This window comes from Candidatus Merdisoma sp. JLR.KK011 (genome assembly GCF_036941125.1).
In the GTDB taxonomy this organism is placed as follows: domain Bacteria; phylum Bacillota; class Clostridia; order Lachnospirales; family Lachnospiraceae; genus Laedolimicola.
The window spans coordinates 1821032-1844233 of record NZ_JAYWSZ010000004.1 but is presented as its reverse complement, the minus strand read 5'-3'; the positions used below and the strand labels follow the sequence as shown (position 1 = coordinate 1844233).

Sequence of the window (23202 nt, the reverse complement as noted above, 5' to 3'; positions counted from 1 at the left end):
CAGAAATTCTATCTGTCACCGAAGAAAAACCGAATAATCCATACAATCAAAAGAACCGGAAGCAGCACGGGAAGAACCCACGACAGGATTCCGCCCACAATCGTAAAGACAACCGTCAGAATCAGAATCACCAGGATCAGAAGCAAAAGCCGCCCGTACCAAGTATTCAGATTGAACTGCCGGTACTTCAGATCCACGCCGCCGTCCTCGTTAAACTCCGCATGAAAGCCCTTCTCCGGCTCGCTCTGGGTATAGGAGCCTCCATAGGTCTCCCGTCCCTGCGAAGAGCCGTTGGTGTCAATAATGGTTTTGGCAATCAGCCGGGGCTCCCCAAGGGATTCCATAACCTCCCGCTCACTCTTCCCCCCTGCGATCTCCTGGGAAATATAAGAATCATAGTAACGTACATTATCTTCTACCACCGAGGCCGGCACTTCTCCGGTCAGCACTGCCCGTAATGTACTTACAAATTCATTTCTGTCCATGTCATCTCCTCTGTACTCTTCACTTGCTACCTTACTGTTTTTATTGATTTTACGCTGTTTCAATTCTTCTGTCAATGGTTAACAAAAAAGCAGGAGCCCTCTCTCTAAGGCTTCCTGCTCTTTTGAAATCAACGTGGGCGAGAGGATTCGAACCCCCGACCTTTTGGTCCGTAGCCAAACGCTCTATCCAGCTGAGCTACGCCCACATACCTATAAATACCGCAGCTTGTACTTCCCTGTTCTTTGGCTGCTTGATTATCATAGCACAAAGTTTAGGAGAAATCAACCTTTTTTTCTAAATTTTTTCTACGGGTTCTATAGCGGTTTTTTCTGCTGCTCCATATAAAAAAGCAGTTCCCCTTCCTGGAAAAACTGCTTTTCTTCTGACTGCCGGCAACCGGAATCGAACCGGTACGGGAGATTAGTCCCGCAGGATTTTAAGTCCTGTGCGTCTGCCAGTTCCGCCATGCCGGCATTCTACAGATTGCTCTGTAAAATGGGACCTATAGGGCTCGAACCTATGACCCTCTGCTTGTAAGGCAGATGCTCTCCCAGCTGAGCTAAGATCCCACATATAAAAGCCTTATCCGGCTTAAACGACCCGAATGGGACTCGAACCCACGACCTCCGCCGTGACAGGGCGGCGCTCTAACCAACTGAGCCATCGGGCCAGATTCATCTGTACTGTATCCCTCTATACAAGGAATCTGGTAAAACTCTTATGCACTGATTCGCTTAAAAAATGGACCCACGGGGACTCGAACCCAGGACCGACCGGTTATGAGCCGGTTGCTCTAACCAACTGAGCTATGGGTCCAAGTAAATGTCAAATGACTCCTACGGGAATCGAACCCGTGTTACCGCCGTGAAAGGGCGATGTCTTAACCGCTTGACCAAGGAGCCTTGTTCTTTTTGCCCCTTTGGGCATGCCGCTTACACCTTACCAGCTTAGCGACATCTTAGATGTTACCACAGATTGTCCGTTTTGGCAAGTATTTTTTTAGAGTATTTATCGAGTTTTCGGACTGTTCCGTTTCCGGGCTGTCATATCCTGCGCAGCCGTTTGAATGGCAGGAAAACAAACATAAAAAGATGCGCCAAGCCTTCCTGTAAGCATCTCTCTATATTTGTCTTCCCGTCAGAGAGACATGGGGTGCGTCCGCGCCTTCCATGGCTCCTATTCTTCTCCCTGTATCCGCGTCATAAGCTCATATACTTCTATCCGCGCTGCATTCATCTCCGGCAGCCCGATGAAAATTGTTCCGCACATATACTTTTCATCCTTGGTCTGCTCAATCCGGACAACCTTCAAAAATGCATGGATCTCGTCGTCATTCCAAATCTTCAAAAGTGTCTCGTATACTGCGCCGATGGTTAAGGGTGCGCTGCAGATAAACCCTACGCCTGTCTTCGACACATCCAGCACATCAATCTCGATCTCTTCCGGCTTATCGGAAGTATCATGCATATTTTTAATCAATAATTTAGCTGTCAAGCTCATACGCCTGCTGTTTCTTTTCTCCTGCATCCTCCGTTTCTCCTTTCACGGCAGCTTTTTCTTTATTTTAGCGCATTTATCTCCTTTTGTAAAGCTTCCCGTGGAATGCCGTTTGCCATTTTTTACTGCCGCAATAATTAAGCCAGGACATGTATACCTGTAATACAGGTAAAATAAGAGCCAGTACACCGCCGCCCATATCCGAGGACTCTGCAGCCTCCTGTCACATGGCAATATCCCGGAGGTTTCTTTGATTAGAACCTCCGGGATACATCATATGGCTTTTGTTGATTTATATCTTGAACTATCAGGTGTAAACCAGGCTTGCCTTTGCATATCCCAAGATTGCGTCAACCGGATCCGATCCGCTTGACGTTGCAGAAAATACCAGCATCAGCTTTGTGTTCTTCTCTACCAGTCTGTTCGTCGTAACCTCGCCTCTCAGCTCAGCCCAGGAAGGCGTTGCTTCCGTAACGGAGGGCGTCAGGGTAACCAGCGTTTCTTCAATAGCTGAAAATATATTGCTCATCTCCTTGGCCTCGTAAAGTTGTGCTCTTATTGTGATAGCAGAGGTAGTCTGAAGGGACAAGGGATAGGTGTGGAAAAAAGCCATCAAGCTATGGATCTCAATTGTGAAAGGAACCGTAAAGTAAAACCTAATAAAATATTCGGTTAGATTTTCCATATTTATCGTAGAGGTTAACGGCGAGGGCCCCTGTCCGCTAGCGATAAAACCAACCAAAGCCGGTATGCCTGAGAGACCGCCCTGAATCGTTGACATCGTAGCAAGACCCTCTGAAGCAAAAAAGAGCATCTTTTCTCCTGCTCCTATACCTGCTGGTCCTGTAGCTCCGGTAGGTCCGGTGGCTCCGGTTGGACCAGTGGCTCCGGTCGCTCCGGCTGCTCCGGCTGGACCAGTGGCTCCGGTCGCTCCTGTAGCACCGATTGGGCCTTCATCTCCCTGACACCCTTTCGGTCCGGTCGCTCCAATCGGGCCGATTTCACCCTGGATGCCCTGTGGACCGGTTACGCCCTGCGGGCCCATGTCTCCTATTGGACCGGTGGGCCCTGTGGGACCGGGAATGCCTCTAGGGCCCTGGGGTCCGGCATCTCCCTGAGGTCCAGCTGGTCCGGCCGGCCCCTGAGGTCCGGCCGGGCCCGCGGGACCTATATCCCCTTTAGGTCCTTCACAGCCGGGATCACCTTTCGGCCCCATCTCTCCACGAACCCCCTGAATTCCCTGAATACCTTGAGGGCCAGCGTAGCCTCTCGGTCCGTCGCAGCCTCTCGGTCCTGTATTTCCGGTAGGTCCTACCGGCCCTGTATTTCCTCTGGGCCCCCTTGCACCGGGAACGCCCGGAATACCCTGTGGGCCAATCGGACCCGGTTCCCCTCTGTCCCCCTTAGGCCCGGGACAACCAATATCCCCTTTGATCCCCTGAGGGCCTGCCGGTCCCTGGTCGCCTTTGGGTCCCATAGGACCGCGGAGGCTGCACGAGGTTTGGTCTTGATTCTGATTGCAATCGCATGAATTATTTTGATTCATAAAAACACTTCCTTTTTGGAAAATATACTGAAAAATAACTTTTTCAGTATATTTTATGCATCGCCCGGAAATTTGTAACATTTTGTCAAACTATGGAAAAACTACAGCGTATTGAGCAAAAACTTGAGATTTATTTCTTTTTGTAAAGCATGCCGTGGAACACCATCCCATTTTTATATGCAAATACCGCCGTCAAAACAAAGGAGAGAATCAAAGCCGATGCCCAAAAACCGACAGGCGCCCCATCCCCTGTCTGGGCACTTTTTTGCATCAGAAGCTGCGAGGACTCCCCGCCGTTTTCCGGCCCCGGCCTCTCTGCAGTGCCTGGGGAATTCCCTGAGCCTGCATCATTTTCCCCGGGCCCGCTGGGAAGCAGGTAGCTTCTGACTGCCGTTCCGGTATAATTCCCCATCAGCGTAATGGTCACCGTGACAATATTTCCATTCCGGATATCAGACACCTGGTAGTCGGTTCCTTCCTGCAGAATTACTTCCCCATCCTTAATCACAAGTTCTTTCACATCCTCCGGACTGCCCACTCTGGAAATCGTAATGGTGCCGCCCTCCTCATAAGCCTTGGGCTCAATCCGGAACATCAAAGCCTCTGCGGTAAGCCCTGTATAGTCCTCTGTCTCCTCCACCTCTGCCCTTACATACCAAGTCCCTGCTTTTATGGGAACCTTCTCCGTGAAGCCTCCGTCCGGCCTGCTGCTGTAGGTGTACTTTACTTCTCCGAATTTCGGAACCGCACTGGCCCCACTGGCTGCGGATCCATAGATCCAGTTTGTCACCACCAGCGGCTCTGTCCATTGGTTGATTCCCGTCCACCTGGCTGCAAGCTCCATGGAACCCTTTACCGGCTTCTGAAGGTCATACGGCTCCAGGACACCGTCCCCTGCCCTGCGCACATACCAGCCTCGGAAGAGACAGCCGTCCCGGACAGGATCCACCGGAAGGATTACATAGCCGTCTTCTTCTATCAGCTGTGTTTCCGTCTTTTCTCCCAGATCAACCCTTACAATATACCTCTCGCTGTTTCCCAGCTGTACCTTGCCCTTTCCGCTGATTTTTTCCAGAAGCTCTGCCTGATCTTTTTCCGGAAGCTTCTCCGGGAGCAGAAGAAGGCCGTCTACTACCAGGGAATCCTTCAAATCCAGGTAATCCCTCAGCGTATCCGTTGTTACATGGGTTCGGGCATCCACCACAGCCCCGGTTTCTATGTAAAGCTCCGCCCCTTCCGATACCCGCAGTGTCCGGCTCCTTGGGCCGCTGGCAGCCCCGGCTCCCAGTGTCAGAGTCTGGCCGGACTTTAGGACGGTACGTCCATTTGCCTCATTGACATAGGAGGTATCATGCATCTCTATCACAAAGCCGTTGATGGTTCCGGTGTTGATTATGACAGCATCATAATTGCTGAGCAGTATGGTGGAAAAATCGCCCTCCGTGTTGATGGTTCCGCTGTTCTCCAGCCGGCTCTGATTCTGCAGCACGGCGCCGTCAGATATGTTGAGTTCGCCGTAATTCTGTATCAGACCGCTGATTTTGTTTTTGGTGTCGTAATAATTATATAACTTCCCTCCTTTCTGGAGCTCAACCGTTCCATGGTTTTCAAAAACGGAGCCGAAATAATTCTCCAATTCCCCTCCCTGCTGAATCTGCAGGGTCCCCTGATTATACAATACAGCGCCAGTATTGCTTCTCAGCCCTCCTTTATCCGCAACAGTTATAATTCCCTGGTTAAGCAGCGAACCTTTTGTCTGGTAATCATCGCTGTACCGGACATTCAGCTTACTTCCAGCAGGTATCTCCACCGTAACTCCTGCCGGAATGGTAAGCGTCGTGTCCTTTGTGCTGTAGTTTCCGATAAAAATCGATTTTCCAGGAACGAAACGCATGTTATCATTCCAGGTTACATTTCCAAAGACATAGCCGCTTCCAACGGTAATCTCACTGGAAGCCTCCTCATAACTGCATCCTGCATACCAGACACAGTCCCCCTGGAAGGGGAGCCGTAAATCTGCACTGACTCCATATATCACAGCGTTATTCACCGCTTTTATACGATCTTCACTGACAGGAAAAAGCGGAATTTCATGATCTGTGCCCTGGTTTTCTGCATAGAGCGTTCCCCCATCCATCTGGAAATATTGAAGATTCAAGGTGCCTGATGCATTATCTGTATTTGTATTTCCAACTGCCCTTACATCACTGGATATGAGTTCAATTGTCTGATAGGTATGGATAGCCGCCCCCGCCTCATTAACGGCAGTCACCTGGCTGTTCTCAATCCGTACTTTTCCGCCTCCGGACTGAGAGGCGAAGATGGCTCCGCTGCTGTTTCCAATCCCCGTATTGCTTTTAATGCTTACACGGCTGTCCCGAATCACCACATCGCCCTGAAGCGTATAGATTCCGTTTCCTGACATGCCCCCTGAACCATAATCCACCAAAAGCGTTGTTTCCTCCACAGTAAGGCTTCCGCTTAGCTGAATTCCGGTTCTGGCGTTCACTTCCAGGGAGCCGGAACCGGTAATGGCCAGATTGCAGGAAGCCCCATCGGGTGATACAAGATAAATTCCTGCCCCTCCTGTGGATGCAGTCGTAATCCGGCTGCTGCCCTCCAATTCCATTCTGACAGGTACCGGCATCTTGATGCTTCCCTCAATAACAGCATCCTTCAAAATCAGCGTTCCGCTGACTGCCTGGCCTCCCTCCACCACAGGTTTCCAGACAATCTCACCTCCTCCGGCCGTATAGGCTGTCTCTACAAGAGGCAGCTGGCTGCCGTAATAAAATTCCAATCCGTTTGATTTATCCGAAACTGCTGCCTGTGCAGCAGGCATGTTCCCCTGGACTATCCGCTTTTCCTCCGGCTTCTGCTCTACATTCGATGGGGTTGCCGCAGTCTGCTCCAGATTGGAAGGAGTTGCGGTATTCTGTTCCAGATTGGAAGGCATCACTGTATTTTGTTCCAGGCCGGAAGGTACTGCTGCCGCAAAAACCGGCAGCGGTCCCTGCAGAAGCAGCATTCCTGCAATCCACAATAATATTTTTCTCTGTAACTGTTTCTTTCTTTTCATTTCTGCCTCCTAATACTTGTCATGTCTTGTCTCAGATATCTCAGATGTTCTGCCTTATTTTTTTCGGTATTATATGATATTTTTTTGTGCTGTGGGCATTTTTGGTGTGAATCACGGATTTTTGTCGTGAATTTCCATCAATTATCATAGATCTTATATTTTAATTGCGCTAAAATAAAAACAGAAGTAAGACAGACGAATTCGGGAGAAACGGAAAGCAGAATGAATATTGCGATTGTTGAAGACAACAGACAGGATGCAAGGCTTCTGGCCTCATTTCTAAAAAACTACCAGCAGAAGCATACGGCAGAGCTTCATATTACCTGGTATTCCTCCGGCGAAGCATTCCTGGCCGCAGGCTCCCTCGAGAGCTTTCATCTGGTATTTATGGATATTTATATGGATCAGATAGACGGGATTGAGACAGCCAGAAGCCTCATCCGGCAGAACATGGATGCTCTGGTTGTATTCCTCACTACCAGCAGTGAAGACATCTGGCGTGCCGTTAAGGTACACGGCTGCTTTGATTATGTAGAAAAAAACGCCCTGGACAATGGGCGAATGACAGAAATCCTGGATGATGCCTGGAAAAAACTGCGTCTGCAGGCAAAGCTGCTGGAATTCTACAGCGGAAAGCAGAAGATCCGCCTGCCTCTCTCCAAGATCCTATACCTGACTGCCCGGGATAAATATACCTCAATCGCCCTGGCCCAGGGGGAAGAACTCTGTTACCGTACGACCTTTTCCTCCCTCTGCTCCATGCTGAAAAACGAAGCCCACTTTCTGCTCTGTAACCGGGGCGTCCTGGTAAATATGGACTTTATCATACAGACAGATCGGGAAATCTTTGTAATGGAAAACGGGCAGCGCTTTCCCATCCGCAAAAGCGACCGGCTGGAAATTATCCAGACCTTTCATGATTACCAGTTTGAAAAACTGAATAAACAGGAGACATAATGATAGAAGCCGTAAGAAATGCTGCTCTGCTGACCAGAAACACACTATCGATCACGCCTTTGATTGCCTTTTGCTTCATCCCCGTATATCAGGATAGAAAAAGTTCCCTCCCAAAGCTGCTGGGTAAGGTCTTGGCCGCTTTTTTCGCTGTGGAGGCAGCTATGTTTCTTGTCTTCCTTTTCTTCCCCTCCCAGTCTGGAACATTTCTCAATATGCTGCTTTGTATCGTTATATTCTTTTATCTATACCAGAAGGAAGTGGATTTAGAGCCTTCTCATCTATGGTTTGTTTTTATGACGGCTTGTCTCATCGGCAGCTTCACTTATCTCTGTTACCATATTGCCCATATCTTTCTGTACCCCGATGCCATGTATGATGAGCCGCATCTGGATACTCTTCTGATTCAGATTGCCTGCGGATGGTTCTTGGTACTTCTCTTGTTCTATCCGGCAAAAAAACACCTTGGCTGGCTGGTACATCATTTTCATGAGGAGCAGGTGTGGCGGCTTGTCTGGATACTCCCTGCGAGCTTTACGCTCTTTGCTCTCGTCTTTGTTCCCTATGACAACAGCCTTATGTATCTAGGACGCCTTCTGGAGATGTATGTGATTACGGTTCCCATGCTCTTCGTTATGATATTTCTGATCTATACCATGTTCTATCTGGCTGCCCATGCCCTGGTAGAACAGCAGAACATGCTCCAAAAAAATGCTTATCTGGAAATACAGGCACAGCAATATCATAAGCTGCAGGCGCATGTACAGGAAACCAGCCGCCTGCGTCATGACTTCCGCCACCAGCTTACAGTCCTGGCAGAAATGCTGAAAACCCAGAGCTATCCGGAGATGGAACAATATCTCAAGCAATATATCTCCAGTGTCTCTGGTACGCCCCTTCTTTACTGCAGTTCTTCTGCGGTCAACGCCATATTGAACCATTATACCGCCATCTGCCAGGCTTCCGGCATCTCCATCCAATTGAGCATCCGGCTTAAGGAGCGCTGTTCCATTGAGGATATTGACTTCTGTGTGCTTCTGGGCAATCTTCTGGAAAATGCCATTGACGGCTGCAGACATCTCCAGGAAGAACAGCGGCACATTACCTTAACTGTCCTCCAGTCTGCAGAACATATCCTTGTCCTGCAAATCCGCAATCCTTACGAAGGCACACTTCTCATACAAAAAGGGAAGCTGCTTTCCTCAAAGCACGAAGGGGAAGGACAGGGACTCAAATCTGTGCAGATGATTGCAGAAAAATACAATGGGGTTCTAAGGCTTCAGCATGAGAAGCAGATGTTTAATGTTAAAGTGCTGCTGAATCTGTAAGGTTTTCCGGCCCTCTCTTTCCACCTTTCAGTCTATAACTAAGTTCTCCATTGATTTTTGACCTGTCACTTGTTCGCCCAAAAAATTCGCCCATTTTTCTGTAAAAAAAGAAAAATAGGATATACTCTTTGACCTTCGTTTTATATTGAAACAAGGCAGAAACCCCCACAATGTTGATGGTATTCCTATTATGATTTTTCTGCGAATGCTTTAGGCCAAAAAGAGATTCATTTTTTCCATAAAATAGGACGCTTTCTATTTCTAAAAAATGCCCCCTTGATTAACAGCCGCATGCTCTGCCATTGATACGGTTACATACCGTAAAATCTCTTTGATAGTGATTTTCGCTGTTTTGTTCTGTTATACCGGACGCTTCTGTTTTTCCCGTACTGCAAGCAGTCATTCCAAACAACAAACAGAAAGACAAAAGCATTGTAATCCATTTTATTGTCTGCAATTTAGCTTTCAAAGCACCACCCGCTTCCTTCATTTCAAGGCAGCATAGGCAGCTTTGTCCACCGGCTCCAACCACTCGCTGCCTGTATTTTCTCCAGGAACCTCCACGGCAAGATGTGTAAACCAGCTATCCTTTGCTGCGCCATGCCAATGCTTGATACCGGCGGGGATCGTCACGACATCTCCGGGGAATAGTTCCCTCGCCTCCCTGCCCCATTCCTGATACCAACCCCGTCCATTCGTACAGAGCAGAATCTGCCCGCCGCCTTTATCTGCCTTATGGATATGCCAATTATTGCGGCATCCAGGTTCAAAAGTGACATTGCCAATCGGCACGCCTTCCGTAGTAAGCATATTCAGAAAACTCTGTCCCACGAAATATGACGCAAAGGCGTTGTTGGGGCCGCCCATAGGAAAAAGTGTTTTCTTTCCGGGGTCAGCTGCTTTGTTAATACAGTTAATCGCATTCAAACTTCTCGGATAACCAATATAAGGCAAGCACTGGGAAACCACCCGGATCAAAAACTCCTTATCGTTTCCTAAATTCATGTTGCCCGCTGCATGAGCGGTAAGCTGCGGTTCGCACCCTCCCTGAGCAGCTAAAAAGCAGAATGTAATCATTTCCCTTTGCGCCAGATCAAGTCCTGTCCGGGTATAGTAATCCCCAAAACAATTTGCTGCCAGCCAGCGGTTGATATGTCCGGCCTTCCATGCTTCTTTCATGTGTTCTCCAAAAATATCTGCCTGTGCCTGTATCCCTTTTTCAAGACGGTTTTCCGTCGTTGTCGTGCATTGCCCCTCTAAAGGTAATTTTATACCACGGCTTTCCAAAATAGAATTTGACGCCTCCAAGTATGGGAGAACACGTCCGATTCCAAGATAATCTACCGCCTGATACACAATCTCTTTTACTGCAATCGGCGCGAAGCCGCCATCCAGCGCCCTGGACAATACAAGGCGGTATTCTTCCATTCCCTGGCAGCCAATCAGAGTTGCCAGAATCACCATATACCGTGTCTCGTCATCAAGCTGCTGTCCTTCCTCATTGGGAACTTCATCAAAAGCAAAATGTTCAAAACGCTCCATAAATTCCGGATCTGTTACATGCAAATTCATTTTGATTCCTCCATTCAGATTTTCTGGTTTCCGGCAGACCATACATGACTCTCTTTCGCAGAAGCCTGCGTATTCTGTGCCATAACGCCCGCCAAATTATGCAGAACATAAGGCATTAAATCAGTTTGTTTTTTTGAATCCATCCGAAAATTTCCTTTTCAGCAGTGCGCCCTCCGCCCTCATAAGCAGTATACATTTCCATGAGCTGTGCGCCGTGACATAGTTTCGCAATGTCATGGCCGCTATGGCCTTTACCGCCTCCGCCATGCGTTGAGAAAGGCATTATTATTTTACTGCCAAAATCATGTTCCTCCAAAAATGCCGCCAGCGGCGGAGCCATTGTTCCCCACCAGATTGGTGTGCCAATGTAAATTACATGATACAGTTCAAGTTCTGCATGAACCGGGGCGATAATGGGACGATATCCCTCACGAATCTCTTTCTTGGCCTGTTCAACCACTTTGTTATAATCCGTCGCATATGGTGTTTCCGGTTTAATTTCCAACAGATCAGCTCCTGTCAGACGTGCAATAATCTCCGCCATTCCTTTGGTCTTTCCCGACCATGTGTAATACACAATCAAACTTTTCATAGTTCATTTGTGTACTCCTTTCCACAGAAAATAAAAAATGCAGGTATTCTTCCTGAACACCTACATTATAGCTAACTGCACAAAAAATGTATAATACCCATTTTATATGATAAGAAATGCCTAAATAGCATTTTTTATTGTTTGTATGAAATGTGCGGAAATCTTACTCATTGCCTGATTTTTTTTCCAGACAAGAACGGAACCCGTTTCCATCACAGGCATAAGCGGTACAAAACATAAATCGTCATGGTACTTGATACCGAGATCAAAGCATAAAGCTGTTCCAACTCCACCCCTAACCATTGCCGCCGCATTGATAATAAGATTATATGTTGCGGAAATATGGAGCCGATCATAGTATTCTCCAAACCAACTGGACAGTTCATTTTTCACCAGCTCGCGCTTCACCATCAATAAGGGAACATCTGCCAGATCTTCCGGGCGAATATACTTTTTCAATGCTAATTCCGAATCCCTGCGTGTAAGGATTCCCCACTGTTCTTTATGCGGCATACGTGCAAATTCATATTTACTAATATCAACAGGCTCTACCAGAAGCCCCATATCCAATATACCCTTTTCTATGTGTTCTTTAATATCATCTGCAATCGCACTGTGAATACTGAATTGCACGAGAGGATATTTCTGCTGAAAATGCCTAATCTGTTCTGAAAGAAAGATCATACTTTTGGTTTCTCCGCACCCAATAGCAACCTCGCCTAACAGCATATCATCTTTGTGTGAAAGTTCCTGCACAGTCTTATCTGACAGAGAAACCATTTCCTGCGCCCGGCGCTTTAACAGCATGCCATCCTCGGTCAGAATAATACTGTGTTTGCTTCTATGAAATAATTTAACTCCTAATTCTTCTTCCAACTGCATAAGCTGCCGGGACAGTGTGGGCTGTGTAATATGTAAAAGAGCCGCTGCTTTTGTAATGTTTTCCTCCCTGGCGACCATCAGAAAATACTTCAAAACTCGAAATTCCATAGGGTACCGCCTCCTCTGCTTTCAGTCAATTATAGCAGATTGTCTGTGCTGCAACAACATAATAAGAAGTAAGAAATGCCCTCCCGTCATACACGGCAATCACCCACCCAGAGCGTTCCCTACAGATACAGGCAAATCCCCTGGCCGTATAATTCCAGTCCTCCGGCAGGGACAGTCGGAATACGAAATGCAGCGCGATCAAACACTACCATTAACTGTTTTTCCTTTTGCTTTTTCAAGTATCGCTTCTAATTCACTTATTTGTTCATCTGCCAAGTCAAGGATTAAGAAAGCCGGTCAATTTTCGTTTGTTGTTCTAAATATTATCATAAGTCTCCATTGTAAAATCATCTGCAGGTAAATTATCTTGACTTGGTTGAGCATTCCTTATAAATGCAGACTACTACTTTATGATTCTTTCTTGACAAATGAATTTCTTCTCTCTTCGCAAATCTATCACACTCTTTTGCAATGATATTTATTTCCGTAATTTATTATGGCCATAGAGAATTCTGAAACTCCAATTTAAGTTTTTCTAATTCTTTTATCCTTTCAGCAATCATACTCAAATAAGATTCTTCCGTATACCCCTTACGCAATTCCTCATCTGTACATCCTTTAAAATTGGATAATATATTGATAATGGACGGTATGTTTAAGACAAAATAATTTATGAATATTTTGGGATAGCAATCTTCATTCTCATAATCTTTTATTACTTCTCGAACCAACTCTTTCATTTTAACAAATGATTCTTCATTCCATTCTCCTGCATTTGTACGAATATACATAAATAATTCTTCATCTGACGCACTATATTTACAGAAATTCTTTAAGCTTTCTTTTACCATATATTTCACACTCCCTGTCATTTATCAATCGATACTATCGGCACAATCGCACACCGAACATTAAAACTAATACTATCGTTCCATCTCATATTTGCTTACTTATTTAAATATTCGTTTTATAGAATAATCCAAGATACGTTCCTTCCTTGCCATCAACATTGTTTTATAAAACTCTTTTTACATCATATTCGATGCCTCTTCTGAGGCTGATTTTTCAAACAAAAAACCCATAAACACTGATGTTTACGGTGATAAGGAAGTATAGGAACTTACTTATCATTAACGCTGACAAACAGTATTTGCTAACAAAGGCAAGACTATGAATCAAAAATAGTCTTGCCTTTGCGTAATCTCAAAAAATACAATTATGAGAATAAGAAAAAATACTTAAAAAATTCTTCATCCAAAAAAGACTTTGATGTTGGACTACGTTTTTTCAAATCATCTAATATATCGTAATTTAAGGCATTTACTAATTGGCATGAGATAATAAATTTCATCAACACATCATCATATTTCAAATTAAGATTTTCATTAAGAAAATTATTAAAACATAATTTTTGAGAATCTACTACCTTTTCATAACTATCAGAAAGGTCTTTATACGGAAACCAACTACCCAACCCATGACTATAATTAACCGTATTTCTAATACTGGATAACCAGTTTGCATCTCCATGCAAATTTAAAATTGCCTTTAATTGTTCAATGCGTTCTTGTGCATCCAAAGCGTCATTATGTGGAATTTTTCCAAAAAAACTTAAAGGAAATTCTTCATTTGGATTTTTTAAACGAACACAATCATTTCCATATGTATTTGTTTCTATATACTCTCCAGTTAATATGTTTAAAAATTCTATAAATCTTTTCCACAACCCTTTATGGCTATCATCATAACGGGAGATTTTATAAAAAACAATCTTATTATTTCTATTATCAAACTTTATGCAATATATGCCTTTTGTGATTTTATTTGACAAAGTAATACCAACAGCATTAGCTCGTTTATTAAATTCTGATATAATCGTACTATCTAATTGCACAAGACCAAATCCTAGTATTTTCAATATGCTATGAGCCGAATAAAAAGCTGAATAATAATACTGCACGATATTCCATGCCGTAAATTTTCGATTAACACTAGATTCTTTGACATTTGCTATTGATTCCAAAAAGGCACATGATAATCTGCTAATGTCATTTGCTAAAGCTGCTAATGGCTCTTTTAAATCGTAAAAACATATATCCACATGATTTTCATCAGAATTAGTAACAATATAATTATTACTTTTTATCAACCACGTTCTCATACCATATATGCTCATTTTACTTATAGTATTAAGGCTTGGTATATACAAATGACGTGTGCAATCTGAAAAACTTATTTTCTTTTTTTCCATTATAGAGTAAATCCTTTATTCATACATTCAGAAAAATGATTTACGACAGCTTTTGTTGACGTTAGCTTTTGTACTTTATTTGCGGAAACCTTTGAAAAAAGAGGTTCTAAAATAACATCAAAATTCTCAATGGAATAATCTCCATTGGCAATTTGAGCAATTTGAGGGAAAAACTGTACTACACTTTTAAAAATAGTGGGTTTTACAATAGAATCTATACCCTTTTTTTCAAATCCACGTTTGATTACTTTGAAATAATTATTTAAATATTCATAAACTTCTTCTGAATCTTTATTACCGAATATTCCAAAAATAAGCTTTATCGCACCATTAAAAGTAACCCTAGAAATCTTTCCCTTTATGCGTACCGATTGCGACATTAGACCAACTAACGCACTATCTGGACGTTCACTAAAGAGGTCAAAGATTTCTCTACAAAAAGATTCAATTTCATTATCATATTCAGCAAGTGATTTTATGTCTAGTAAAAGTTCCGTTGGTACGGGTCTTTGCTTTGTGTTAATATCAATAAATAAGCGTGTTTCTTCCTTTCTGCTTAACCCATTATAAATAATTACCGGAACACGTACAGATGTTTTGGCCAAAGAAAATCCATATACTCTATGCTGACCATCTAAAATTAAAAATGCCTTTTTAATTTTATTAAATTCAAGAGTTTTATTTTTACTTATATATGATAATTCTGCTTCCGGCTGTGCTGACAAGACTATTGCTGTTGGTATTGAACCATCTTCATTATCTAAATAATTAGCTATCTCTTTAGCACGTTCTTCATCTAAGGTTCTTTGAAATCCTTCAACAGGATCGTCATCCCTTGCAGATACAAAACAAGTTTCTGCTAATATTTCACTTGGCATAGTTAATGAATAAAACTTCAATTTCCCCTGTGTAATAAGATTACAACTATAACTTTCCTTTTCCATATTCTGTTTCATTATGCAATCCTCCAATTAATTTTGTAGGGTATTATATAAAATCCAACTATTCTACGGTTTTTGGGTACTATTTTGTATATTAAGCATCTATTTTTACGTTCCTTTGCACCTTTATCTATATTTATACCACATTTTGACCTAATTAACAATTATCCGAATGAAAACATTTTGAAAAGTTGTTACGCAATAGAATGCCATTTTTGAGAGCAGACATATAAAACCCTAGCCCACATCATTTCAATGCTCACAAAGCCGCATAAATCAAAGACAAAATAACTCCTACTGCGTAACAATCCCCATAATAAATTGAGGGCGAAAGCAGTTTACTGATTTCGTCCTCTTGACTACCCACAAGCAAAAGCGGGAAAAGCTGTCAAGGGCGCGTAGCGCGAAGTTTACCCTTGACAGCTTTTCCCGTCTTTGCTACTCCTTATCGGTCGAAGCGGAATTTCAATATGGCTTCAACCAGTTTAGCCTTTAGCCTGTCCTGTGTATCGTCATTGATATGCCCCTTATACATAGACAGATATTTGATGTGTGCGGTGTAATACCGCAATACTGCGTCTACCGCTTCCGGCTCTCCGGCAACAGCTTTTTGAATTACCTCAAAAGGTATCAGCTTTTTATTCCTCATGTTTCAATCTCTCCCATTCTTTCCGTAACTGTTTCAGTGCAACATTTCTCCTGCGGTTTATCGTACTCCTGCAACGTCCGTACAGTCTGCCGATTGCTTCATCACGATAGCCAACGAAGTAATAAAGCAACAGAACTTCCCGTCTTAATTCCGGTAATCTTGATAATGCTGTTGCTAACCGTTCATCATCAACAATAACTTCCTTTCCCAACACAAGAAATACAGTCGGCTTGTCCTGCTTTTCAAAATAACTGTCCATAGCAGACGGTTCAAAATATCGTTCTGACATCAGATAGTCGAGAGATATTTCCCGTTCTTCTTTCCGCTTCAAATCCCGCCATGCGTTCATGGCTTCATGGCGCAGGACAATCTTACAGAACGCATGAAACGCATATTCGATATGCTCCATGAACTGTTCAGAATATCTCATTTTCTCTCACCCCCTTTCTTCCCAGTAGGGGGCTATTACAACAAAAACCCATACAGCAGAAAGCGCATGAGTTTTTGAGTAATGCGAGTTATTAAGACATACTAAATGATATGTGTGTTCATACTCATAGGCAGGAAATCCCGTTCCACAAGACAGGATTTTTTTGATAATTCACCACAGCCAAAACTACCCATGAAATAAAAAACAGACATAGCAGTACCTCACAATACCGCCATATCTATGAAAACTTTCCTGCCACATAAGAACGGCGGCTTTGATTGTTATTTCAAAACCGCCGTTCAGCCGCTCATATTCTGTTTTGGCGCATGATGATTTTGCCGCCACACAACGGTTTTTTTATTAACCGCCGGACGGCATGAACATCTTCTTTTATGCGTAATGATACTTCTCTCTGTTCTGATGAAGAAAAACCAATGCTACAACCATAGTGATTAGCTCTGCTATCGGTACTGCAAGCCATACCCCTGTTACGCCCAAAATATTTGGCAATGTAAGCAACAGCACTGTAATCAGTCCGAAAGTCCGCAGGAACGACAAAATTGCTGACAGCTTCCCGTTTGATAATGCTGTAAATGTGGCAGAAGTAAAAATATTCAGCCCGCAAAACAGAAAGCTAAAGGGAAAAATCAAAAATCCGTTTCGTGCAATTTCGTAAACAGGCGTTCCCTTTTCTGCAAAAATACCAACCAATGGCGAACCAAAAATATAAGCTACTGCAAAAACAGTGAGCGAAACAAAGACAATGAACCGCATACAAATAGAAAATACATTCTTTAGCTGTTTGACCTCCTGCTTCCCATAGTTATAGCTGATAACAGGGGCTACGCCCATAGAAAAACCTATGTAAAGGGCACTCAATAAAAATTGTGTATAGATAATGATTGTGATTGCCGCAACCCCGTTTTCTCCAAGCAGTTTCATCATAATGCGGTTAAAAAGGAATGTTGTAACCGCTGTTGCCGCCTGACTTACCATTTCCGAAAAACCATTGGAACAGCTTTCAGCCAATACGGAAAAATCTATGACTGGCTTCCTAAAATGCAGACTGCCTCTCTTTGCGGAAAAGAACCATAATCCAATCACCGCCGGTATCATATAGCCAATGCCCGTACCAAATGCCGCCCCCTTAATGCCCATGTGAAACGGCACCATAAAAAGATAGTCCAGGAAAATATTTACGATTCCTGCGCTCACGCCAAGCACCATACCCATTCCGGGGCGTCCCGCCGTTACAATCAGATTTTGAAAAAGCACTTGCAGGATACTTGCGGGCGTGAATAACAGCAGGATAAAAAGGTATTCTTTACAGTATGGAAATAGAATACTGTTCGCTCCAAGCCCCCAGACAATCCTGTCAATAAAAACCGTCCCCAAGACTGCAATCAATACACCAAGCAAGATGCCTGCTGAGATAATCAGCGTAAAATCCTGTGCCGCCCTACTTTGTTCTCCTGCTCCCATTTTGCGTGCTACTATCGCGCTTCCTCCTGTTGCAAGCATAGTTCCAAGACCGACAATCAGATTGATAACAGGGCAGACAATATTCAATGCCGAAAGTGCATTTGTATCTACAAATCGTGCTACAAAAATTGTGTCAACGACTGTATACAGCCCCATGAATATCATCATCAAAATTGTCGGAAATGAAAATTTCAGCAACGACTTTAGTGTAAAGTTCTGTGATAATGGATTTAGGTCACTCATTGTCCTCGCCCTCCGATTTTTCTCTGTGAAGTATAAACCGCTGTGTCGGATAGCCAAACTCAATTAACAATTCCGCTTCGGCAAAGCCAAGGCTTCCCCATATCTCCCGATAGCCTGTGTCTGCCTTGTCACCCTCCCGAAAAGTCGTCACACTAATTTGTGCGGAACGTGCAAGTTCATACAATGCTTTTTCACAAAATGCTTTCGCTATCCCTCTTTTCCGATATTGTGGGTGTACCCCAAAGAAATCAATGCTCCCCGTCACCTCGTTAAATGCCATAATCCCGATTGCCGTATCAGCGTCTTTCAAAATCAATGCCCGCTTATTTTTGATATACTCCTGTAACTGTGCAAGGTATTGTTTTTCGTCCAAGTGCGGGAAACCGTCAATGACAAGGTGAACCAGTTCTATCCATTTGGGTATATCTTCCTGTGTTGCAAAGACGATTTTATCCTGCCATTCTTTTTCCTCTAAATTTGTAGGGTTTTCATTCAAGACATATCTTAGCTGCAATGGATAAAATTCCTCTTCCTCCCTGTACCTGTTAGGGGATTTTTTATACATGGCTTTGAAAATATCCGTAAAGGACTGCTGGCTCTCATATCCGGCAGAAAGCGCAATTTCAAGGATTGGTCTGTCGGAAAGTACAAGCAGTTTTGCGGCTTCGGTCAACTGGCGGCGTTGTACATAATCATGGATTGTCAACCCTACCGTACCTGTGAACATTCGGTGCAGATGATACTTTGAATAATGTACAGCCCCCGCAACTGTTTCCAAGTCCAGTTTTTCGTGCAGGTGTCTTTCGATATAGTCGATTGCCGCCATTACATTTTTGATATTCCCCGGCATTGCAGCATCCTCCTTTCTTTCTGCATTATAGCAGGATATTTCATTCCGCTTTTCATATATCTTGCGGTTTTAAGGACAAGTATTTACCAGTATACAACAGACCACTCTGATAGGAAAGATTTTTAACAATTTTTTTGGAAACATTGGCATTTCTTAAACTTCCCCGTATTAAGAAGCAAGGAAAACTTTTTGAAAAATTTCTCTTAAATATTCGTCAAAAACGCCCTGTGCGGTGTTGTGGGTAGTGAGAGGATTTTCAAGAGGGTTTGGGAAACTTCCCAATAAGCAAAATCTGTCCGGCAAGTCATAGCGCGGACGGGCAGATTTACGGAAAAGGGTACCCTTTTCCTATGCTTGCTCCGATTGTCAATAATTCTTGATAAAAACAGTTATCACGACTTTTTGATTATCCCGACCATTTCCGGAAAAGCGGATAACTACAGGCTTTTGCTCAAAAAAGGTCGGGATAACTTTTTCAAAAAAGGCAGATATCTGATTGCCCGGATACAGTTGCCTTGACGCAAAAAGTCGGGATAACTTTTTTCAGCAACTGGTTTTCTCCGAATAAATATTTAGCAGGAGATTCTTCCTGACTTTTTATTTAAGGAGATGTTGCATATGACAAAGCAACCATTATCTGTAACTGAAATGTTCTCCAGCATCATGGAGCTGCTGGAACAGGCGGGCTATGCAAAGCACACCCTATGGGGAAATATGTACGGCTCTATCAGGAGTGTTGTCAGTTTCTACCACGAAAAAGGGATCTGCAATTATGATCCGGCTGTCACGCATGAATTCATCCAGACCGTCGAGCAGCGCTATCGGGAGGGAGAAATCTGCCGGGAATACTACAATGCCCAAAAGCGTGCTGCCAGAAAATTTGAAATGTTCCACTCAACAGGGACTCTCACATGGGAGTGTACAAAAAGGACATCCAAGTACCAGCTCAACGGGGAGTACAGCCGCCTGCTGAATGCATTCCTTTCATCAAGGGATTTCCACGAAAATACCAAATGGGATTTTGCCTGGGCAGTGCGGCGTTATCTTTCATTTTTTCAGGAAAAAGGGATTCCTTCACTGGACAGGGCTTCCATAAACGATTCACGGGAGTTTGTCATCAACGCCGCCACATTCATGGCGGCGGGCAGCCTGCATAACCTTCTGTGTTATGTGCGCCAATTCCATATATTTTTAAAAGACTCCGGTGAGAAAGCTCCTGACTGCATATCCCTGTTTTCATACCATGTGCCACGTAAGATGCCGGTGAGGGGCTATGTATCTGATGAAGAACTTACCGCCATCATAGGGCAGGTAGATACATCCACATCCATGGGAAAGCGTGATAAGGGGATCATAATGCTTGGGGCTACCACCGGGCTGCGAGCGGTGGATATCGCCAGGCTGAAACTGACAGATATCGACTGGCCCAGAGGAGAAATCCATGTGTCACAGAGCAAGACCGGGGGCATGCTCTACCTTCCCCTCCTGCCGGAAGCCGGGGAAAGCATAAAGGACTATATCCTGAATGGACGCCCTGAATCTGATGCGCCTGAAATCTTCCTGCGTGAGAAAGCCCCGTTTGTTTCCATGGCGAGCGGCGTAGGCATAGGATACATGTTTGACTGCTACTGTAAAAAAGCGGGGATTGACCGGAAGCCTTTTGATGGGAAAGGGTTCCATGGGCTGCGCCGCCGTCTGGCAAGAAATATGCTGGTTTCCGGCACGCCCGTCACCACCATTGCGCAGGTGCTCGGGCACCAGAACCTTGACACTGCCAAACAATACCTGTCGCTGGACAGCCAAAACCTGAAGGCATGTGCGCTGGATTTTTCCTGTGTTCCGCTGGAAAGGAGGTTCCCATGAGCAGATGTTTAAAAAGCGGGCTTGCCCCCGCAATCAGGTCAATGATCGATTACAAAGTATCCCTGGGCTATGAGGAATCCACTTACCTGCCCAGGAGCCGCAGCCTGGACAGGTACTGCATGGAACATTTCCCGGATGAAACGTCCCTTACGCGGGAGGTCGTAACCGGATGGCTGGAACGGCATCCGGGGGAATCCATCGGCTATTTCCATTCCCGTGCCGGTTATGCAAGAGGACTTGGGAAGTATCTCGCTTCCATGGGAATCCCCTCCTTCATACTGCCGGAAAAGTTCACATCAGGGCGCAGCTGCTTCCTGCCATATATTTTTACTGACAGCGAACTGAAAGAGCTTTTCCATGTGATAGACGCACAGGGCAGCAGAGAAAACTCCCTGCAGCCGTTCCTTCTCTCCACCGTATTCCGGCTGATCTATACCTGCGGCCTGCGCCCGAATGAGGGACGGATGCTGAAAAGAGAGTCCGTCAACCTTAAGACCGGGGAAATCCTTATCACGGAAACAAAAGGCCATAAGGAGCGGATTGTTGTCATGTCCAATGACATGACCGGACTGGCGGCATCCTATGCCCGGCTGCGTGATGCGGCTTACCCTGACAGCCCGTATTTCTTCCCTGACCGGAACGGGAACCCTTATTCATCCCCGTGGATGCAAAATAAATTTAAAGCATTTTTTGCTGCCGCAAATCCCGGTGTCGATCCGGACATGCTCCCGCCAGTCAGGATATATGACCTTCGCCACCGCTTTGCCTCCGCAGCACTGAGCCGCTGGCTTGACAGCGGGGAAAACCTTTTTAACAGGCTGCCCTACCTGCGGGCATACATGGGGCATAAAGAATTGTCCGCAACCGTGTACTATATCCATCTCCTCCCGGAAAACCTCGTAAAATCAGCTGGTATAGACTGGGATTCCTTAAGGCGGATGATACCGGAGGTGGAACTATGGGACGAATAAAAGATGAAGCATTTTTCCAGATGGTGCATGACTACCTGAAAATCTATCTCCCCAGCCAGATGTGCGCCAGCAGCAACACGGTCAGGGCATACCGCATAGCGCTTGACCAGCTCATCGGGTATGCGGCTTCAGCCAACGGTATTTCCATTAACGAAGTAACCTTTAACCTTCTGGACAGCGGCACGGTCAGCGGTTATCTTGACTGGCTTGTTGCCGAGAAGGGGTGCTCCGCATCTACCAGGAACCACCGTTTTGCCTGCATCCGTTCTTTTTTCCGATACGCAGCGGCAACCAATCCGGAGAACATCATCCTGCAGGCAGGACTTGATAAGATACCAAGGCAGAAACAGGAAAAATTTTCGGGCGTGGATTACATGAGCGAAGCCGCAGTAAAAACCCTGCTGGAACAGCCTGACACAAGAACACGCCGTGGGATAAGGGATCAGTTTTTTATGATCCTTATGTACGACAGCGCCGCACGCATACAGGAGATGCTGGATCTGCGGGTCTGTGACATACGTCTTGGAAACACGCCCACGGCAATCCTGAAAGGAAAAGGCTCAAAAATACGCAGCGTGCCTCTGATGCCGGAAACAATAAATCATTTCCAGAATTATATGAAGCTGTTCCATCCAAACGGGCATATGCATTCACAGCAGCCGCTTTTTTATGTGGAACAATGCGGCGCAAAGCATCCCATGTCAGATGACAATGTCAGGAAATTTCTCCGGCGTTATGGAACATCAGCAAGGGAAAACTGTCCTGAAGTTCCGGAAAATGTGCATCCGCATCTCTGGAGACACAGTCGGGCAATGCACCTTTACCAGCATGGCATGGCACTTTCGCTGATATCCCAGTGGCTTGGGCATTCCAATCTCGAAACCACTCTGGTCTACGCTTATGCGGATACCGAGCAGAAACGGAGGGCGATCGAAAAATCCATGGGGCGTGATGTGATCGCCGGGGTTAACCTGCCAAAGTACAGCGTCAGTGACGAGGAAGTTTTAAAAAAGCTGTATGGACTGAAATAGCGTCCATAATTATCCCGACTTTTTGCGTCAAGGCATCTGTATCCGGGCAATCAGATATCTGCCTTTTTTGAAAAAGTTATCCCGACCTTTTTTGAGCAAAAGCCTGTAGTTATCCGCTTTTCCGGAAATGGTCGGGATAATCAAAAAGTCGTGATAACTCCGAAACTTATCATTTAGCAAATACGGAAAGGAAGGGAAAAGAATGGATTGGGAACTGGAAATCAAGGACAGCGGCTATCTGCCGGAAAAAGGGAAGCCGACAGAGGAAACCGTCTGCTACAAAATCGGCGGCACATACTATGAAGTGTCTACCTCCTGCGGCGGCTCGGAACGGCTCCGCGACAAGATGATACGGCTCATAAAATCGGAAACCGTCAAACCGCCCAATGACAAACAGGGATAAATGCGCTATAATGAATTTAGCACTACTGTTTGTCGGGCGTTCAT

19 protein-coding genes, 6 tRNA genes and 1 pseudogene are annotated in these 23202 nt (G+C 44.8%); 6 read left to right on the top strand and 20 right to left on the bottom strand.

The window, feature by feature from the left end; translation table 11 throughout:
• Nucleotides 1-8: 8 nt before the first annotated feature.
• The 10 genes from VV089_RS22725 to VV089_RS22680 form a co-directional block, all read right to left on the bottom strand.
• Nucleotides 9-485, bottom strand: a complete 477-nt coding sequence (locus VV089_RS22725) for a DUF1700 domain-containing protein (protein ID WP_172542085.1) — start codon at nucleotides 483-485, stop codon at nucleotides 9-11.
• 132 nt (nucleotides 486-617) lie between these two features.
• Nucleotides 618-691: transfer RNA gene (locus VV089_RS22720), tRNA-Arg, on the bottom strand.
• 182 nt (nucleotides 692-873) lie between these two features.
• A tRNA-Leu gene (locus VV089_RS22715) sits at nucleotides 874-959 on the bottom strand.
• A gap of 23 nt (nucleotides 960-982) precedes the next feature.
• Nucleotides 983-1055: transfer RNA gene (locus VV089_RS22710), tRNA-Val, on the bottom strand.
• 27 nt (nucleotides 1056-1082) lie between these two features.
• A tRNA-Asp gene (locus VV089_RS22705) sits at nucleotides 1083-1156 on the bottom strand.
• A 72-nt stretch (nucleotides 1157-1228) separates the two neighbouring features.
• Nucleotides 1229-1302, bottom strand: a tRNA-Ile gene (locus tag VV089_RS22700).
• A gap of 14 nt (nucleotides 1303-1316) precedes the next feature.
• Nucleotides 1317-1388 (bottom strand) — tRNA-Glu (locus VV089_RS22695).
• Nucleotides 1389-1662: 274 nt separating this feature from the next.
• Nucleotides 1663-2013: a PilZ domain-containing protein gene (locus VV089_RS22690; protein WP_172542862.1), complete on the bottom strand. Its 351-nt coding sequence runs from the start codon at nucleotides 2011-2013 to the stop codon at nucleotides 1663-1665.
• A 277-nt stretch (nucleotides 2014-2290) separates the two neighbouring features.
• Nucleotides 2291-2512, bottom strand: a complete 222-nt coding sequence (locus VV089_RS22685) for a hypothetical protein (protein WP_334337506.1) — start codon at nucleotides 2510-2512, stop codon at nucleotides 2291-2293.
• Nucleotides 2513-3659: 1147 nt separating this feature from the next.
• Nucleotides 3660-6608 carry a hypothetical protein gene (locus tag VV089_RS22680; protein ID WP_334337505.1) on the bottom strand — a complete coding sequence of 983 codons (2949 nt, stop codon included), beginning with the start codon at nucleotides 6606-6608 and terminating at the stop codon, nucleotides 3660-3662.
• A gap of 222 nt (nucleotides 6609-6830) precedes the next feature.
• Here VV089_RS22680 and VV089_RS22675 point away from each other — a divergent pair, with 222 nt between their 5' ends.
• Together VV089_RS22675 and VV089_RS22670 are read left to right on the top strand one after the other, a co-directional pair.
• Nucleotides 6831-7565 carry a LytR/AlgR family response regulator transcription factor gene (locus VV089_RS22675; protein WP_334337504.1) on the top strand — a complete coding sequence of 245 codons (735 nt, stop codon included), beginning with the start codon at nucleotides 6831-6833 and terminating at the stop codon, nucleotides 7563-7565.
• Between the two features lie 161 nt (nucleotides 7566-7726).
• Complete coding sequence (locus VV089_RS22670) at nucleotides 7727-8890, top strand: sensor histidine kinase (protein WP_334337503.1); 1164 nt, start codon at nucleotides 7727-7729, stop codon at nucleotides 8888-8890.
• Nucleotides 8891-9781: 891 nt separating this feature from the next.
• Here the strand turns inward: VV089_RS22670 and VV089_RS22665 are convergent.
• The 10 genes and pseudogenes from VV089_RS22665 to VV089_RS22620 all read right to left on the bottom strand — a co-directional run.
• Nucleotides 9782-10462: pseudogene (locus tag VV089_RS22665) on the bottom strand (carboxymuconolactone decarboxylase family protein); the annotation flags it as partial.
• A 115-nt stretch (nucleotides 10463-10577) separates the two neighbouring features.
• A complete protein-coding gene (locus VV089_RS22660; RefSeq protein ID WP_172542858.1) occupies nucleotides 10578-11054 on the bottom strand; it encodes a flavodoxin in 477 nt (158 codons plus the stop codon).
• A 120-nt stretch (nucleotides 11055-11174) separates the two neighbouring features.
• Nucleotides 11175-12044, bottom strand: coding sequence for a LysR family transcriptional regulator (locus VV089_RS22655; protein ID WP_334337502.1), 870 nt, complete (start codon nucleotides 12042-12044; stop codon nucleotides 11175-11177).
• A gap of 494 nt (nucleotides 12045-12538) precedes the next feature.
• Nucleotides 12539-12895: a hypothetical protein gene (locus tag VV089_RS22650; protein ID WP_334337501.1), complete on the bottom strand. Its 357-nt coding sequence runs from the start codon at nucleotides 12893-12895 to the stop codon at nucleotides 12539-12541.
• Between the two features lie 365 nt (nucleotides 12896-13260).
• Nucleotides 13261-14295, bottom strand: coding sequence for a hypothetical protein (locus VV089_RS22645; protein ID WP_334337500.1), 1035 nt, complete (start codon nucleotides 14293-14295; stop codon nucleotides 13261-13263).
• Nucleotides 14295-15251 carry a DGQHR domain-containing protein gene (locus VV089_RS22640; protein WP_334337499.1) on the bottom strand — a complete coding sequence of 319 codons (957 nt, stop codon included), beginning with the start codon at nucleotides 15249-15251 and terminating at the stop codon, nucleotides 14295-14297. Before VV089_RS22640 ends, VV089_RS22645 begins: the two co-directional genes overlap by 1 nt.
• Nucleotides 15252-15681: 430 nt before the next feature.
• The gene (locus VV089_RS22635) at nucleotides 15682-15885 is read right to left on the bottom strand and encodes a helix-turn-helix domain-containing protein (RefSeq protein WP_172489831.1); all 204 of its coding nucleotides are present in this window, start codon (nucleotides 15883-15885) and stop codon (nucleotides 15682-15684) included.
• Entirely contained in the window at nucleotides 15875-16315 is a 441-nt protein-coding gene (locus VV089_RS22630; RefSeq protein ID WP_160237647.1) for an RNA polymerase sigma factor, read from the bottom strand. The genes VV089_RS22635 and VV089_RS22630 overlap by 11 nt, the downstream gene beginning before the upstream one ends.
• Before the next feature lie 390 nt (nucleotides 16316-16705).
• Nucleotides 16706-18040: an MATE family efflux transporter gene (locus tag VV089_RS22625; protein ID WP_334337498.1), complete on the bottom strand. Its 1335-nt coding sequence runs from the start codon at nucleotides 18038-18040 to the stop codon at nucleotides 16706-16708.
• Complete coding sequence (locus VV089_RS22620) at nucleotides 18033-18890, bottom strand: GNAT family N-acetyltransferase (protein WP_334337497.1); 858 nt, start codon at nucleotides 18888-18890, stop codon at nucleotides 18033-18035. Before VV089_RS22620 ends, VV089_RS22625 begins: the two co-directional genes overlap by 8 nt.
• 618 nt (nucleotides 18891-19508) lie before the next feature.
• Between VV089_RS22620 and VV089_RS22615 the strand changes: the two genes are divergently transcribed.
• From VV089_RS22615 to VV089_RS22600, 4 genes are all read left to right on the top strand, one after another.
• Nucleotides 19509-20753 carry a site-specific integrase gene (locus tag VV089_RS22615; RefSeq protein ID WP_300918205.1) on the top strand — a complete coding sequence of 415 codons (1245 nt, stop codon included), beginning with the start codon at nucleotides 19509-19511 and terminating at the stop codon, nucleotides 20751-20753.
• Entirely contained in the window at nucleotides 20750-21724 is a 975-nt protein-coding gene (locus VV089_RS22610; protein WP_300918207.1) for a tyrosine-type recombinase/integrase, read from the top strand. The genes VV089_RS22615 and VV089_RS22610 overlap by 4 nt, the downstream gene beginning before the upstream one ends.
• Complete coding sequence (locus tag VV089_RS22605) at nucleotides 21712-22755, top strand: tyrosine-type recombinase/integrase (RefSeq protein ID WP_300918210.1); 1044 nt, start codon at nucleotides 21712-21714, stop codon at nucleotides 22753-22755. Before VV089_RS22610 ends, VV089_RS22605 begins: the two co-directional genes overlap by 13 nt.
• 202 nt (nucleotides 22756-22957) lie before the next feature.
• Nucleotides 22958-23158 carry a hypothetical protein gene (locus VV089_RS22600; RefSeq protein WP_016224527.1) on the top strand — a complete coding sequence of 67 codons (201 nt, stop codon included), beginning with the start codon at nucleotides 22958-22960 and terminating at the stop codon, nucleotides 23156-23158.
• Nucleotides 23159-23202: the final 44 nt, after the last annotated feature.

What these genes read in the sequence shown, in the direction of transcription:
- VV089_RS22725 (WP_172542085.1), bottom strand. Translation starts at nt 485, where the DNA reads ATGGACAGAAATGAATTTGTAAGTACATTACGGGCAGTGCTGACCGGA.
- VV089_RS22690 (WP_172542862.1), bottom strand. Translation starts at nt 2,013, where the DNA reads ATGCAGGAGAAAAGAAACAGCAGGCGTATGAGCTTGACAGCTAAATTA.
- VV089_RS22685 (WP_334337506.1), bottom strand. Translation starts at nt 2,512, where the DNA reads ATGAGCAATATATTTTCAGCTATTGAAGAAACGCTGGTTACCCTGACG.
- VV089_RS22680 (WP_334337505.1), bottom strand. Translation starts at nt 6,608, where the DNA reads ATGAAAAGAAAGAAACAGTTACAGAGAAAAATATTATTGTGGATTGCA.
- VV089_RS22675 (WP_334337504.1), top strand. Translation starts at nt 6,831, where the DNA reads ATGAATATTGCGATTGTTGAAGACAACAGACAGGATGCAAGGCTTCTG.
- VV089_RS22670 (WP_334337503.1), top strand. Translation starts at nt 7,727, where the DNA reads ATGTTTCTTGTCTTCCTTTTCTTCCCCTCCCAGTCTGGAACATTTCTC.
- VV089_RS22660 (WP_172542858.1), bottom strand. Translation starts at nt 11,054, where the DNA reads ATGAAAAGTTTGATTGTGTATTACACATGGTCGGGAAAGACCAAAGGA.
- VV089_RS22655 (WP_334337502.1), bottom strand. Translation starts at nt 12,044, where the DNA reads ATGGAATTTCGAGTTTTGAAGTATTTTCTGATGGTCGCCAGGGAGGAA.
- VV089_RS22650 (WP_334337501.1), bottom strand. Translation starts at nt 12,895, where the DNA reads ATGGTAAAAGAAAGCTTAAAGAATTTCTGTAAATATAGTGCGTCAGAT.
- VV089_RS22645 (WP_334337500.1), bottom strand. Translation starts at nt 14,295, where the DNA reads ATGGAAAAAAAGAAAATAAGTTTTTCAGATTGCACACGTCATTTGTAT.
- VV089_RS22640 (WP_334337499.1), bottom strand. Translation starts at nt 15,251, where the DNA reads ATGAAACAGAATATGGAAAAGGAAAGTTATAGTTGTAATCTTATTACA.
- VV089_RS22635 (WP_172489831.1), bottom strand. Translation starts at nt 15,885, where the DNA reads ATGAGGAATAAAAAGCTGATACCTTTTGAGGTAATTCAAAAAGCTGTT.
- VV089_RS22630 (WP_160237647.1), bottom strand. Translation starts at nt 16,315, where the DNA reads ATGAGATATTCTGAACAGTTCATGGAGCATATCGAATATGCGTTTCAT.
- VV089_RS22625 (WP_334337498.1), bottom strand. Translation starts at nt 18,040, where the DNA reads ATGAGTGACCTAAATCCATTATCACAGAACTTTACACTAAAGTCGTTG.
- VV089_RS22620 (WP_334337497.1), bottom strand. Translation starts at nt 18,890, where the DNA reads ATGCCGGGGAATATCAAAAATGTAATGGCGGCAATCGACTATATCGAA.
- VV089_RS22615 (WP_300918205.1), top strand. Translation starts at nt 19,509, where the DNA reads ATGACAAAGCAACCATTATCTGTAACTGAAATGTTCTCCAGCATCATG.
- VV089_RS22610 (WP_300918207.1), top strand. Translation starts at nt 20,750, where the DNA reads ATGAGCAGATGTTTAAAAAGCGGGCTTGCCCCCGCAATCAGGTCAATG.
- VV089_RS22605 (WP_300918210.1), top strand. Translation starts at nt 21,712, where the DNA reads ATGGGACGAATAAAAGATGAAGCATTTTTCCAGATGGTGCATGACTAC.
- VV089_RS22600 (WP_016224527.1), top strand. Translation starts at nt 22,958, where the DNA reads ATGGATTGGGAACTGGAAATCAAGGACAGCGGCTATCTGCCGGAAAAA.